Here is a 14323-nt window from a genome sequence, read left to right on the forward strand (position 1 = left end):
AACGCACGTTGCGGTTTTTTATGTTTGTACCCTCTCCCTGTGGGAGAGGGCCAGGGTGAGGGCACCAGACCGCGCCGATCCGCCTTTCACTGCACCGCAAACTCCTTATCCAGTCTGCTATACCCCAGTCCATTAATCTTCTTCACTTTGATTTGCACCGGAATACGCTCCTTCATAGCCTCGACGTGGCTTATCACGCCGATGGTTTTCCCGGTGGCATTCAGCGCGTCGAGCGCATCCAGCGCGGTGTCCAGCGTCTCGCTGTCGAGCGTGCCGAAACCTTCATCCAGGAACAGCGAATCGATTCGCGTTTTGTGGCTCACCAGGTCAGAAAGTGCCAGCGCCAGCGCCAGACTGACGAGGAAGCTTTCGCCGCCAGAAAGCGTGCGGGTATCGCGTACGGCATCGGCCTGCCAGGTATCAACCACCTCCAGCTCCAGTGCGTCGCTGACTTTACGCTGCAGAAGATAGCGCCCGTGCAGGCGGTTAAGCTGCTGGTTAGCGAGCCAGACCAGATTATCCAGCGTCAGACCTTGGGCGAATTTACGGAACTTGTCGCCGGTGCTGGAGCCTATCAGCGCATTCAGATAACCCCAGTCCTCGGCCAGACGTGAGGCCTCGTCAATTTGCTGCATCAGCGCCAGCTGGTGCTGGCGGTTATCGCTATCCTGCTTAAGCTGCTGGCGGATCTCCCCCTGATGAGTGGTGTTCTCGCGAAGCTGCTGCGCCAACTGCTGTAGCTGCACATGCAGGGTTTGCGCGTCGGCGTCCAGCCCTTCCGGTTGTTGGTGCTGGTGGGCCTGTAGCTGCTGTTCAGCCTGCCCGCTAAGCGCGATTGCCTGCTGAAGCTGGCTCTCCAGCGTCTGCTTGCGTTGTTCAAGACGGTGGATGGTCTCCTCATCCAGCAGCGCGGCGAGAAAGGCCTCGCGATCGGCGAAGCAGCTTGCCGCCAGCGCGGTGGCAAATTGCGCTGTGGCGTGCTGTAGCCGCTCGCTTTCCAGACTCTCCTGCTGCTGCAGGGTGGCAAGCTGGCTTTGCAGGGACAGGCATTCGTCGTGGATCTCGCGCCAGTTCTCAGGAATGGCCGGTTCTGCCTCGGTGTCATCGCCTGCCGGAAGCGTGTCGAGCAGCGGTTTCAGGGTATTAATGCGCTCCTGAATCGCAGCATACTGCGTCTGTTTTTCCTGCCACAGGTTGAATTCCGTCTCCCGGGCGTACAGCCAGGCGGTCTCTTCCCCCTCTTCAGGAACATGCAGCGACAGCGCGAGCAGGGCGTTTTCCAGTGCCTGACGCGTTGCCGACAGCTGCTGCTGGTACTGACGCTCCTGCGCTTGCTGTTCGTTAAGCTGGTTTTGCAGCGTCAGGCGCTGGCTGAGCTGATAGAGCTGACGTTCGTACTGTTCCTGTTCGTTCATCCATGGGGCGATATCTTCCTGAATATTCAACGAGATATTCAGGTCTGCACAGACCTCCTGCCACTCTTTAGTGAGTGCTTGCTCTTCCTGAGAGAGCGTCTGCGCTTCGTCTGTTGCTCGCTGGATCTGCTGTGTCAGGGCATTGACCTGTCCCAGCACCAGCAGACCCTCCTCTTTAAGCGCGGCAACCTCTTTTTCCAGCGCGTCCCGGCGTCGCTGGTTATCGGTGAGTTCAAGCGCCTGATACGTCTCAATGGCGGGATGTTCACTGGAGCCGCACAGTGGGCAGGGTTTTCCGGCCTCAAGCTGCGAGCGATAGCTTTCCAGCTTTTTGATCGTCGCTTCGCTTTCACACAATGCTTTCAAATCGACATAGTGCTGGTTTTTTTCTTTGTACTGCTGGCGGCGCAGCGTCAGCGTTTCATTGAGTTTTACCTGCTCGGACTGCGCTTTTTGCCGGGTATCCGCGTTCTCTTGCAGCCGTTTTTGCAGCGGCTGATAGCGGGCATGAAGCGAGGTCAGGCGCTGGCGTAAAGGGCGTGACCGGGACTGTTGCTCCATTGCCGCTGCCACGTCATCCGCCGTCAGCGTCAGGGGGTTTTCCGGCATCCCGGCGAGCTTCTGACGTAATTCAGCAATACGGGCTGCAAGCGTGGCAATCTGATGTTTATCGCGGTTCAACTGCGCAAAATGGGCGCGCCAGCCAGCAATCTCCTGGCCCCACACGCGGTAACGTTCATGCTCCGCCAGCCATGTGGCCTGGATCGTAAGGTCACTCTGCAATTGCGCATGGGTACGCAGCGCCGTATGACGGATGCGTGAGCGCTGCGCGGCTTTGGCCTGTAAGCGAGTATTTACTTCGACAATGCGCTGCTTTGTCTGCGCGAGGCGCGTGGTTTGTTCTTGCTGGCTATCCCACAGGGGGCGAAGCTGGGCGGCGGGCTGCGCAAGCTGGAGCTTGGCCAGCTCAGGCGCGGCGTCGGTCAGCGCCTGCTGCGCCTGCTGTTGCAGGAGCATGACCCGCTGCTGCTCGCGAATTAGCTCGTCGTTGCGCGTCAGCCACTGAAAATCGCGCTGTTGGTTCTGCTGCTGAGTCAGCAGGGTTTTCTCTTCGTCAGTAAGTGCCTGCAAACTCTGCTGTAACTGCTGCTGTTGCGCTTCGCTCAGTAACACCACGCCTGCGGCCTGCGCCTCGCACATCTCAAGCGCGTTACGGGCGGCCTTATGTTTCTCGAACACCATCGCTGAGATCTGACCGTAGATCTCGGTGCCGGTCAGCTCTTCCAGCAGTTCGGCGCGATCGCCCGGTTTAGCGTTGAGGAAGGCGGCAAACTGCCCCTGGGAGAGCAACATTGAACGGGTAAAACGGCTATAATCCAGCCCGGTGAGCGCGGCGGTTTGCTCCAGTTTGTCCGTCACTTTATCGGCCAGAATTTTACCGTCTTCACAACGCGCCAGTTCGACGCGCGGTGCCTGCAGGTTTCCGTCTGGTTGATTGCGCGCGCGGTTCTGGCTCCAGAACGCACGATACGCTATGCCTTTTACCTCAAACTCCACCTCGGCCAGACACTCGGCGGTATCGCGGGTCATCAGGTCGTTTTGTGCCTGGGAGACTTTTTGCAGACGCGGTGTTTCGTGGTAAAGGGCCAGACAGATGGCGTCGAGCAGGGTCGTTTTCCCGGCACCGGTCGCGCCGGTAATGGCGAACAGCCCGTTGCTGGCAAACGGCTCGGCGGTAAAGTCAATTTTCCACTCGCCCTTAAGGGAGTTGAGGTTTTTCAGACGCAGGCTCAGAATTTTCATGCGTTTTCTTCCTCATCGCTGAGCGCGTGCAGGGTATGAAGGAACAGCTCGTTAAGCCTTGCGCGCGTGGTGTCGTCAATCTCTTCCTGCGACAGTCGGCGTTCAAATACCTCTTCCACCCTCAGTTCGCTGAGCGTTTCACGCTGTGCACCCAGCAGAATTTTCTCGCGCTGTTCGCGGCTGCGGCGAACCAGTAAGACCTCGACGGGCAGATCTTCCGTCAATGCCTGAATTTTACGCTGCATATCATGCAGGTAGCCGTCGGTCGTGATTTCAATATCCAGCCAGATGGGCGGATTTTGCTCGACACCGCGCCACTGCTCCAGCTGAGCGGTAATCGCCGCCAGATCGCCCTTCAGCACCGCCAGCGGTTGGGTGACGGGGACCTCCAGCGACTCCACGGCACTGAGTTTGCCCTCATTAAAACTCACCAGGTGCACACATTTGGCTTTGCCGGTCTCATCAAAACTGAGCGCAATGGGCGAGCCGCAGTAGCGAATGTGCTCGCAGCCGCCGATGACCTGCGCCCGGTGAATATGCCCGAGCGCGATATAATCCGCTGGCGGGAAATTTTGCGCCGGGAAGGCGTCCAGCGTACCAATATAGATGTCACGCACCGCGTCACTTTTACTGGCGCCGACGGTAGTAAGATGCCCGGTGGCAATCACCGGAATGGCCTGTTCGCCGCGCAGGGCGCAGGCATCCGTATGTTGCTGGTGATAATAGTCCGTGATGCTCTGCAACAGATGCTGCTGCTTTTCCCCGCCGGACATCCCCGCCTGGCTTTGCACGATATCGCGTGGGCGCAGGAAGGGCACCGGACACAGCACCGCTCCCGGTGTACCGTCACGTTTTTTCAGGATCTGCGGAGCATGACCGGCGCTGGCTACCACGGTCGTGTTAAGGAAGGCCAGGATATCGCGGGATTCATTCAGCGTTGCGACGGAGTCGTGGTTACCGGCGACAATCACCAGATGACAGCCGGTTTGTTGCAGATTTACCACGAAGCGGTTGTAGAGCTCACGCGCATAGCTTGGCGGCGAACCGGTATCGAAAATGTCACCCGCAACAATAATCGCGTCCACCTCGTGCGATCGGGCCGTGTCCAGCAGCCAGTTCAGGAACGCTTCATGCTCCGCTGCCCGGCTTTTGCTGTAAAAGTTTTGACCCAGATGCCAGTCCGAGGTGTGTAATATGCGCATAGCGAATCCGTGGCAAAAAAAGGGAATGGGGATTATAAACTTTCAGAAGCTGGAAAATAACCGCTGTAATAAAACAACAGTTTGCCATTTTACGTGGTACTGTTTTTCATAAATCTGTCATAAATCTGACGCATAATGACGCCGCATTACAAACTTGTAACTTAAATAAGATAAGACAGGGCAAAGTATGGCGAGACGTATTCTGGTCGTAGAAGATGAAGCTCCAATTCGTGAAATGGTGTGCTTCGTGCTCGAACAAAATGGCTTCCAGCCGGTTGAAGCGGAAGATTATGACAGCGCGGTGAACCAGCTGAATGAACCCTGGCCCGATCTGATCCTGCTTGACTGGATGTTGCCTGGCGGCTCCGGACTGCAGTTTATCAAACACCTCAAGCGTGAAGCGATGACCCGCGATATCCCCGTTGTCATGCTTACCGCGCGCGGTGAAGAGGAAGATCGCGTGCGCGGCCTTGAGACCGGCGCGGATGATTACATTACCAAACCCTTCTCACCGAAAGAGCTGGTTGCCCGTATTAAAGCTGTGATGCGCCGTATTTCACCGATGGCGGTGGAAGAGGTCATTGAGATGCAGGGCCTGAGCCTTGATCCCACCTCGCACCGTGTTATGACGGGCGAAAATCCCCTCGACATGGGGCCTACCGAATTCAAACTCCTGCATTTCTTTATGACTCACCCGGAGCGTGTTTACAGCCGCGAACAGTTGCTGAATAACGTCTGGGGAACTAACGTGTATGTCGAAGACCGGACGGTTGACGTACATATCCGCCGCCTGCGTAAAGCGCTGGAACTGAGCGGCCACGATCGCATGGTACAGACGGTCCGCGGCACGGGTTATCGTTTTTCTACCCGTTTCTGAACAATGACAGGAGTGTGACGCGTGCTGGAACGTCTGTCATGGAAAAGGCTCGTCTTTGAACTGATCTTATGTTGTATTCCGGCCTTCATTTTGGGGGCCTTTCTTGGATACCTGCCGTGGTTTCTGCTGGCGTCTGTGACCGGGCTGCTGATCTGGCATTTCTGGAACTTACTGCGCCTCTCCTGGTGGTTGTGGGTTGACAGAAGTATGACGCCTCCCCCAGGAAGCGGGAGCTGGGAGCCGCTGCTTTACGGCCTGCACCAGATGCAGATGCGTAATAAAAAGCGCCGTCGCGAGCTGGGAAGCCTGATTAAACGCTTTCGCAGCGGTGCGGAATCGCTGCCGGATGCGGTGATTCTGACCACGGAAGAGGGGACAATCTTCTGGTGTAACGGTCTCGCCCAACAGCTGCTGGGCCTGCGCTGGCCGGACGATAATGGCCAGAACATCCTCAACCTTCTGCGTTATCCGGAGTTCACGCAGTATCTGAAAAAACGTGATTTCACGCGTCCGCACAATCTGAAGCTCAACAATGGCCGTCATCTTGAAATACGTGTGATGCCCTACAGCGATCGGCAATGGCTGATGGTAGCGCGTGACGTCACCCAGATGCACCAGCTGGAAGGGGCACGACGCAACTTCTTCGCCAACGTGAGCCACGAGCTGCGCACGCCGCTGACGGTGCTGCAGGGCTATCTGGAGATGATGCAGGAGCAGACGCTTGAAGGTGCGCCGCGTGAGAAGGCGCTGCATACCATGCGCGAGCAGACGCACCGTATGGAAGGGCTGGTGAAACAGCTGCTGACGCTGTCGAAGATTGAGGCGGCTCCGACGCTTGCCTTAAATGACACTATCGACGTACCGATGATGCTGCGGGTAGTGAAGCGCGAAGCGCAAACCTTAAGCCATAAAAAACATCATCTGACCTTTGACGTCGATAACAGTCTGAAGGTGCTCGGGAGCGAGGATGAACTGCGGAGTGCTATCTCTAACCTGGTCTATAACGCGGTTAATCATACCCCAGAAGGAACGGATATTATGGTGCGCTGGCAGCAGACACCAACGGGGGCCGAGTTTAGCGTCGAGGATAACGGGCCGGGCATTGCGCCTGAGCATCTTCCACGTCTGACCGAGCGGTTTTACCGGGTAGATAAAGCCCGTTCCCGGCAAACGGGGGGAAGTGGGCTGGGGCTGGCCATTGTGAAGCACGCGGTGAATCACCATGAAAGCCGCCTCGATATTCAAAGCACGCTGGGCAAAGGAACCCGTTTCAGTTTCGTTATACCGGAACGATTAATTGCCAAAAAGATCGCCTGACGGCGGGTGTGTCATTTTACCTTTCCACGGGCCAGCTATTGCTGGCCCGTTTGCTTTGCAGTAAAGCGAAACGCGAATGAATTTTATACGGCTGGTGCTTTTTTGTTCGCATGATTAGCCATGGCTTTTTCATGATATTAGCGAATTATTCTGGTTGGTATTTTCATGCTGGCATATTGTTCTGGTTTTACGATCCCTCCTTGCCTTTAAACGTTATAAGCGTTTAAATTGCCCCCCAGATACTGTCAGACCGACTGTATTTGCGTGGTAAATCGAAAAACTATTCTTCTCCACGCCAGGACGGGAGCATATCCCGCTGAAATTGAGCAAAATTTCCGCTGTATCGTCCCATTGGGATGGCGAAAATCTCAATATATTCAACACCACATCCACAGGCAGTAAGGTTTTATGACCCATCACTTAAAATCGCGTGACATCATCGCGCTGGGCTTTATGACATTTGCGCTGTTCGTTGGCGCAGGCAACATCATTTTTCCCCCAATGGTTGGCTTACAGGCGGGTGAACACGTCTGGACAGCAGCATTTGGTTTCCTGATCACTGCCGTGGGCCTGCCGGTGTTGACCGTGGTTGCGCTGGCGAAAGTTGGCGGCGGCGTTGATAGCCTCAGCACCCCAATTGGTAAAGTGGCTGGCGTTCTGCTGGCAACGGTGTGTTATCTGGCCGTTGGCCCGCTGTTTGCGACCCCGCGTACCGCGACAGTCTCCTTCGAAGTGGGGATTGCGCCACTGACCGGTGACGGTGCGATGCCGCTGTTTATCTACAGTCTGGTTTACTTCGCTATTGTGATTCTGGTCTCCCTCTATCCGGGCAAACTGCTGGATACCGTGGGTAACTTCCTGGCTCCACTTAAAATTATCGCGCTGATCGTGCTGGCGGTTGCGGCCATTATCTGGCCTGCGGGTCCTATCAGCAGCGCGATGGATGCCTACCAAAACGCGGCCTTCTCTAACGGATTTGTGAACGGCTATCTGACCATGGATACGCTGGGCGCGATGGTGTTTGGTATCGTTATCGTGAACGCTGCCCGTTCTCGTGGTGTGACCGAAGCGCGTCTGCTGACCCGCTATACCATCTGGGCTGGTCTGATGGCCGGTGTGGGCCTGACGCTGCTCTATCTGGCGCTGTTCCGCCTGGGTTCCGATAGCGCCACGCTGGTCGATCAGAACGCGAATGGTGCGGCAATTCTGCACGCTTACGTTCAGCACACCTTTGGCGGTGCGGGCAGCATGCTGCTGGCGGCCCTGATCTTCCTGGCCTGTCTGGTGACGGCGGTTGGCCTGACCTGTGCCTGTGCGGAGTTCTTTGCGCAGTATCTGCCGCTCTCTTACCGCACGCTGGTATTCATCCTCGGCATCTTCTCCATGGCGGTGTCTAACCTCGGTCTGAGCCACCTGATTCAGGTCTCCATTCCGGTGCTGACGGCCATCTATCCGCCGTGTATCGTGCTGGTGGTGTTGAGCTTTACGCGCCCGTGGTGGAACAACTCCTCGCGAATTATTGCGCCAGCCATGTTTATCAGCCTGATTTTTGGTATCCTTGACGGGATTAAAGCATCAGCGTTTGCTCACATCCTGCCAGCCTGGACACAGCGTCTGCCGCTGTCTGAGCAAGGTCTGGCCTGGCTGATGCCTACCGTTGTTGCACTGGTTCTGGCCATTATCTGGGACCGTGCTGCAGGGCGTCAGGTCGCATCGAACGCCCATTAATCAACGGCAACAAACTGTTTAACCACGGGGCTTAAGGCCCCGTGGTTTTTTGTTTTTTTCGTGTTGAATGGCAAGATTTAAATGGAAAGTACTAACAAACTCAAACGTGGGCTGAGCACGCGCCACATTCGCTTTATGGCGCTCGGCTCCGCTATCGGTACCGGTCTTTTTTATGGCTCGGCAGATGCCATCAAAATGGCCGGTCCAAGCGTTCTGCTGGCCTACATCATCGGCGGCGTGGCGGCGTATATCATCATGCGTGCGCTGGGAGAGATGTCGGTTCATAACCCTTCAGCCAGTTCATTCTCGCGCTATGCGCAGGAGAATTTAGGCCCGCTGGCCGGGTTTATTACCGGCTGGACCTACTGCTTCGAAATTCTGATTGTGGCCATTGCCGACGTCACCGCCTTTGGCATCTACATGGGCGTCTGGTTCCCGGCGGTTCCGCACTGGATTTGGGTGTTGAGCGTGGTGCTGATTATCTGCGCCGTCAACCTGATGAGCGTGAAGGTCTTTGGTGAACTGGAATTCTGGTTCTCCTTCTTCAAGGTTGCCACCATCATCATCATGATTGTGGCCGGTTTCGGCATCATCATCTGGGGGATCGGTAACGGCGGCCAGCCAACCGGTATTCATAACCTCTGGAGCAACGGTGGCTTCTTCAGCAACGGCTGGCTCGGCATGGTGATGTCGCTCCAGATGGTGATGTTCGCCTACGGCGGGATTGAGATCATCGGGATTACCGCCGGGGAAGCCAAAGACCCGGAGAAATCCATTCCACGCGCCATCAACTCGGTGCCGATGCGTATTCTGGTGTTCTATGTGGGTACGCTGTTCGTCATTATGTCTATCTATCCGTGGAACCAGGTGGGGACCAACGGTAGCCCGTTTGTGCTGACCTTCCAGCATATGGGCATCGCCTTTGCGGCCAGCATCCTGAACTTTGTGGTCCTGACCGCGTCGCTTTCAGCGATCAACAGTGACGTCTTTGGCGTGGGCCGCATGCTGCACGGCATGGCAGAGCAGGGCAGTGCGCCAAAGGTCTTTGCCAAAACCTCCCGTCGCGGCACGCCGTGGGTGACGGTTATGGTGATGACCGTTGCGCTGCTGCTGTCGGTCTACCTGAACTACATCATGCCGGAAAACGTCTTCCTGGTGATCGCTTCTCTGGCGACCTTCGCGACCGTGTGGGTGTGGATCATGATCCTGCTGTCACAGATTGCGTTCCGCCGCCGTCTGTCCCCTGAGGAGGCAAAAGCGCTGAAGTTTAAAGTGCCAGGCGGGGTAGCGACGACCGTCGTTGGGCTGATCTTCCTGGTGTTTATCATCGGCCTGATTGGCTACCATCCTGATACCCGTATTTCCCTCTACGTGGGCTGTGCGTGGATCGTGCTGCTGCTGTTGGGTTGGGTGTTTAAATGCCGCCGCGACCGTCAGCTGGCGCAGGCGCAGTAATATTTTATGCCCTCTCCCTGTGGGAGAGGGAATTTTGTCTCCTCCTCCTTTCTCCTCCCCCAATAAATCACGTCATGGTGAGCTAACCTTAATCACCCTGTGGCAAGGTGACGTCAATTTCATCAAAGGGGATTCGTGATGTTAAACGCCTGGCACCTTCCGGTTGCCCCATTTGTTAAGCAAAACAAAGACAACCTTGTGATTACGCTCTGGCTGGCGGGGGAAAATCAGCCTGAACGCGTGACGCTACGCGCTGAAGTCGATAATGAAGAAACCACGCTGAAAATGCACAAGCAGCGCAGCCAGCCGCAGCCTGGCGTAACTGCATGGCGGGCAAACATCGACTTGCGCAGCGGCCAGCCGCGCCGACGCTATAGCTTTAAGCTGCTCTGGAATAACCGCCAGCTGTGGTTTACCCCGCAGGGATTTAGCCGTTTTCCTCCGGCGCGGCTGGAGCAGTTTGCCGTCGATTACCCGGAGGCTGGCCCGCAGTGGGTTAACGATCAGGTCTTTTATCAGATCTTCCCGGATCGCTTTGCGCGCAGCGAAACGCGCACAGCCGGGCAGGATAAGGTCTATTATCACCACGCCGCAGGACACGACATTATCCTGAAAGAATGGGATGAGCCGTTAACCGCGCAGGCGGGCGGCTCGACGTTCTACGGCGGCGATCTTGACGGCATCAGCGAAAAGCTACCTTATCTGAAGAAGCTGGGCGTGACGGCGCTGTACCTTAACCCGGTGTTTAAAGCACCGAGCGTGCATAAATACGATACCGCCGATTATCGCCACGTTGACCCGCAGTTTGGCGGTGATGACGCGCTGCTTCGTCTGCGTAAAAATACGCAAAAAGAGGGCATGCGTCTGATACTGGACGGCGTGTTCAACCACAGCGGCGACTCACACGCGTGGTTTGACCGTCATAACCAGTCGATGGGCGGGGCGTGCCATAACCCGGATTCACCCCAGCGCGACTGGTACAGCTTCAACGAGGAGGGTCGCGCGCTGGACTGGCTGGGCTATCCGAGCCTGCCGAAGCTGGATTTCCAGTCGCCAACGCTGGTGAACGAGATTTACGGCGGTGAAAACAGCATTGTGCGCCACTGGTTGAGTGAGCCATGGAATATGGATGGCTGGCGTCTTGACGTGGTGCATATGCTCGGTGAAGCGGGCGGGGCGCGTAATAACCTTCAGCACGTTGCCGGGATCACCCGTGCAGCAAAAGCCGCGCAGCCGGAGGCGTTCGTGTTTGGCGAACATTTTGGCGACGCGCGCCAGTGGCTGCAGGCGGACGCGGAAGATGCGGCAATGAACTATCGCGGTTTTACCTTCCCGCTGTGGGGATTCCTTGCTAACACCGATATTTCCTACGATCCGCAGCATATTGATGCGGAAACCTGCATGGCATGGATGGATAACTACCGCGCCAGTCTTTCGCATCAGCAGCAGTTACGGATGTTTAACCAGCTGGACAGCCATGACACCGCGCGATTTAAATCCCTGCTCGGTAAGGATGTCGCGCGCCTGCCGCTGGCGGTGACCTGGCTCTTTACCTGGCCGGGCGTGCCGTGCATCTATTACGGCGATGAGGTGGGGCTGGACGGGAACAACGATCCATTCTGCCGCAAAACCTTCCCATGGGATCCGGCGAAGCAGGACAACGTGCTGTTCAGCCTGTATCAGCGGCTGGCGAAACTGCGTAAGCAGAGCCAGGCGCTGCGCTACGGTGGTTGTCAGGTGGTTTATGCCCACGTCAACGTGGTGGTGTTTGTCCGCGTCTATAACCAGCAGCGCGTGCTGGTAGCCATCAACCGGGGCGAGGCGTGCGAAGTGGTGCTGGATGCCTCTCCGCTGCTTAACGTGAGCGCGTGGCAGCTAAAAGAGGGGAAAGGGAGCGTGCAGGAGGGGATCCTCTCCCTGCCGGCGATTTCTGCTTCCGTCTGGTTTGGCTGACGGTGTGATAACAAAAAGGCCCGCATAAGCGGGCCTTTTTCGTAAACCGTGCCGATTACAGGCTGGATACGTTCTCGGACAGGTATTTCGCAACGCCGTCTGGGGACGCAGACATACCTTCTTTACCTTTTTCCCACTGAGCCGGGCACACTTCACCGTGCTCTTCGTGGAACTGCAGCGCGTCAACCATACGCAGCATTTCGTCGATGTTACGACCCAGCGGCAGATCGTTCACAACCTGGTGACGCACGATGCCGTTCGCGTCGATCAGGAAGGAGCCACGCAGCGCAACGCCAGCGTCCGGATGTTCGATACCGTAAGCCTGCTGGATTTCGCGTTTGATGTCCGCAACCATTGCGTATTTCACCGCACCGATGCCGCCTTTGTCGACAGGGGTGTTACGCCATGCGTTGTGTACAAACTCAGAGTCGAAGGAGACGCCAACCACTTCTACGCCACGCTTCTGGAATTCTTCATAACGTTTGTCGAACGCGATCAGCTCAGACGGGCAAACGAAAGTGAAGTCCATTGGCCAGAAGAACAGAACGGTCGCTTTACCGTTGGTGTGCTGTTTGAAGTTGAAGTTTTCAACGATTTCACCGTTGCCCAGAACTGCTGCAGCTGTAAAATCCGGAGCCGGACGAGTTACCAGAACCATATGATTCTCCTGTAGATACTAAGGTTATTTGGAACGCAACGCGAGCCAGTATAGAGAGTGTTCCTGGATAAGACAAAGAGGTGGTGACAATCGTTCCGCCAGCTTTTACCTATCAATGCGAATTCTGTCAGAGCTGTTTGTTTTTCGCCTGCGTCATCATTCGCGGGTAAAACTGCCAGAAACGCATTTCCAGCGCATCATAATGTTCGTCCAGGTCATGCCATGAGTCGCGTAGCGCATCCAGACGCGGTCGGCGGCTCGCCATCCCATTTAACACATTCTGGATGAAGTCCATCTCGCGATAGCGCTCCAGCCAGCGTTCCGACCACAGGTAATTGTTCAGATTCACAAAGCGCGGCGGCGAGTCAGGCAGGATGATCGACACCTGCTGGTGGGCATAACGCACAAAATCCGGCAATGGCATCTCCGGCGACAGCTGCGCCCAGTGGCGCGACAGGAAATGGTCCCACATGACATCAAGCGAGATTGGCGCAACGCGGCGCGTTTCAGGGCGAAACCACGCTTTGGCCTCGGTTACTTCTGGCAGGTTATCCGTCATGACATCGATACGACGATGCATAAAAATCCCGTCGACAACCTCAGCGGGCCAGGTCTCGGCGGGGTTGCCGCGGACGAAATCGGCCAGCAAATTGCCGGAAAGGGAGCTGTCAGCGAGGTGAGCGAGGTGCAGGTGAGCGAGAAAATTCATGCGTTTTATTTGTCCGGGGGCGGCTAGTTGTTGCAGCAAAAGGGTGTGAGCACTAGACTATGCCGCCTGTTTTTAAGTCACGAGTATACGTCATGCGCGTCGCCGATTTCTCCTTTGAACTACCTGAAACCCTGATTGCTCACTATCCAATGCCTGAGCGCAGTAGCTGTCGCTTGCTGTCACTGGACGGGCCAACGGGCGAGCTGACGCACGGTACTTTCACCGATCTGCTCGACAAGCTCAACCCTGGCGATCTGCTGGTCTTTAACAATACCCGCGTGATCCCGGCGCGTCTGTTTGGCCGCAAGGCCAGCGGCGGCAAGATTGAAGTGCTGGTCGAACGTATGCTCGATGATAAACGTATTCTGGCACATATTCGCGCCTCTAAAGCACCTAAACCGGGTGCCGAACTGCTGCTGGGCGATGACGAGAGCATCAAAGCAACCATGACCGCGCGCCACGACGCGCTGTTTGAAGTGGAGTTCAACGATGAGCGCACGGTGCTGGATATTCTCAATGCCATCGGCCACATGCCTTTGCCGCCGTACATTGAGCGCCCGGATGAAGAGGCCGATCGTGAGCTCTACCAGACCGTCTACAGCCAGAAGCCTGGCGCGGTAGCGGCGCCGACGGCGGGTCTGCACTTTGACGAACCGCTGCTGGAAAAATTACGCGCGAAAGGCGTGGAGATGGCGTTTGTGACGCTGCACGTCGGCGCGGGCACCTTCCAGCCGGTGCGGGTAGACAGCATTGAAGATCACATCATGCACTCTGAGTATGCTGAAGTGCCGCAGGAGGTTGTTGATGCGGTTCTGGCGGCAAAAGCGCGCGGCAGCCGCGTTGTTGCGGTAGGCACCACCTCCGTACGTTCACTGGAGAGCGCTGCCCAGGCGGCTCAAAAAGATCTGATCGAGCCATTCTTTGGCGATACGCAGATCTTTATCTATCCGGGCTATCAGTACAAAGTCATCGATGCACTGGTGACCAATTTCCATCTGCCTGAATCAACGCTGATTATGCTGGTCTCCGCCTTTGCGGGGTATCAGCACACCATGGCGGCATACAAGTCTGCGGTAGAACAAAAATATCGCTTTTTTAGCTACGGGGACGCGATGTTTATCACGTACAATCCGCTGGCTTTGAATGAGCGTGTCGGGGAATAAGTCCGCGGCACCGGAATAATGTGTTGGACTGTTTTTCTGGCAC

At 56.3% G+C, this 14323-nt stretch carries 10 protein-coding genes; 6 read left to right on the plus strand and 4 right to left on the minus strand.

All coding sequences use genetic code 11. From position 1 onward, the window contains the following. Positions 1 to 86: 86 nt before the first annotated feature. Positions 87 to 3218, minus strand: coding sequence for an exonuclease subunit SbcC (gene sbcC, locus ECL_RS05610; RefSeq protein ID WP_013095822.1), 3132 nt, complete (start codon positions 3216 to 3218; stop codon positions 87 to 89). After that, entirely contained in the window at positions 3215 to 4420 is a 1206-nt protein-coding gene (gene sbcD, locus ECL_RS05615; protein ID WP_013095823.1) for an exonuclease subunit SbcD, read from the minus strand. The genes sbcC and sbcD overlap by 4 nt, the downstream gene beginning before the upstream one ends. Positions 4421 to 4607: 187 nt before the next feature. Between sbcD and phoB the strand changes: the two genes are divergently transcribed. The 5 genes from phoB (at position 4608) to malZ (ending at position 11750) form a co-directional block, all read left to right on the plus strand. Continuing rightward, a complete protein-coding gene (gene phoB / locus ECL_RS05620; RefSeq protein ID WP_010428026.1) occupies positions 4608 to 5297 on the plus strand; it encodes a phosphate response regulator transcription factor PhoB in 690 nt (229 codons plus the stop codon). A gap of 21 nt (positions 5298 to 5318) precedes the next feature. Continuing rightward, positions 5319 to 6614 (plus strand): phosphate regulon sensor histidine kinase PhoR, encoded by a 1296-nt coding sequence (phoR, locus tag ECL_RS05625; protein ID WP_013095824.1) that lies wholly within the window; start codon positions 5319 to 5321, stop codon positions 6612 to 6614. Between the two features lie 408 nt (positions 6615 to 7022). Continuing rightward, positions 7023 to 8342, plus strand: coding sequence for a branched-chain amino acid transporter carrier protein BrnQ (brnQ, locus tag ECL_RS05630; protein ID WP_013095826.1), 1320 nt, complete (start codon positions 7023 to 7025; stop codon positions 8340 to 8342). A gap of 81 nt (positions 8343 to 8423) precedes the next feature. Beyond that, positions 8424 to 9797: a proline-specific permease ProY gene (gene proY, locus ECL_RS05635; RefSeq protein ID WP_013095827.1), complete on the plus strand. Its 1374-nt coding sequence runs from the start codon at positions 8424 to 8426 to the stop codon at positions 9795 to 9797. Positions 9798 to 9935: 138 nt separating this feature from the next. After that, positions 9936 to 11750, plus strand: a complete 1815-nt coding sequence (malZ, locus tag ECL_RS05640) for a maltodextrin glucosidase (protein ID WP_013095828.1) — start codon at positions 9936 to 9938, stop codon at positions 11748 to 11750. Between the two features lie 55 nt (positions 11751 to 11805). On the opposite strand, the gene ECL_RS05645 is transcribed toward malZ, so the two are convergent. Together ECL_RS05645 and acpH are read right to left on the minus strand one after the other, a co-directional pair. Beyond that, a complete protein-coding gene (locus ECL_RS05645; protein ID WP_013095829.1) occupies positions 11806 to 12408 on the minus strand; it encodes a peroxiredoxin in 603 nt (200 codons plus the stop codon). A gap of 127 nt (positions 12409 to 12535) precedes the next feature. Further along, positions 12536 to 13117, minus strand: a complete 582-nt coding sequence (acpH, locus tag ECL_RS05650; protein WP_013095830.1) for an ACP phosphodiesterase — start codon at positions 13115 to 13117, stop codon at positions 12536 to 12538. Positions 13118 to 13209: 92 nt separating this feature from the next. Between acpH and queA the strand changes: the two genes are divergently transcribed. Continuing rightward, the gene (gene queA / locus ECL_RS05655) at positions 13210 to 14280 is read left to right on the plus strand and encodes a tRNA preQ1(34) S-adenosylmethionine ribosyltransferase-isomerase QueA (protein WP_013095831.1); all 1071 of its coding nucleotides are present in this window, start codon (positions 13210 to 13212) and stop codon (positions 14278 to 14280) included. The last annotated feature ends 43 nt before the right edge of the window (positions 14281 to 14323 follow it).

This window comes from Enterobacter cloacae subsp. cloacae ATCC 13047 (assembly GCF_000025565.1).
GTDB classification, from domain to species: domain Bacteria; phylum Pseudomonadota; class Gammaproteobacteria; order Enterobacterales; family Enterobacteriaceae; genus Enterobacter; species Enterobacter cloacae.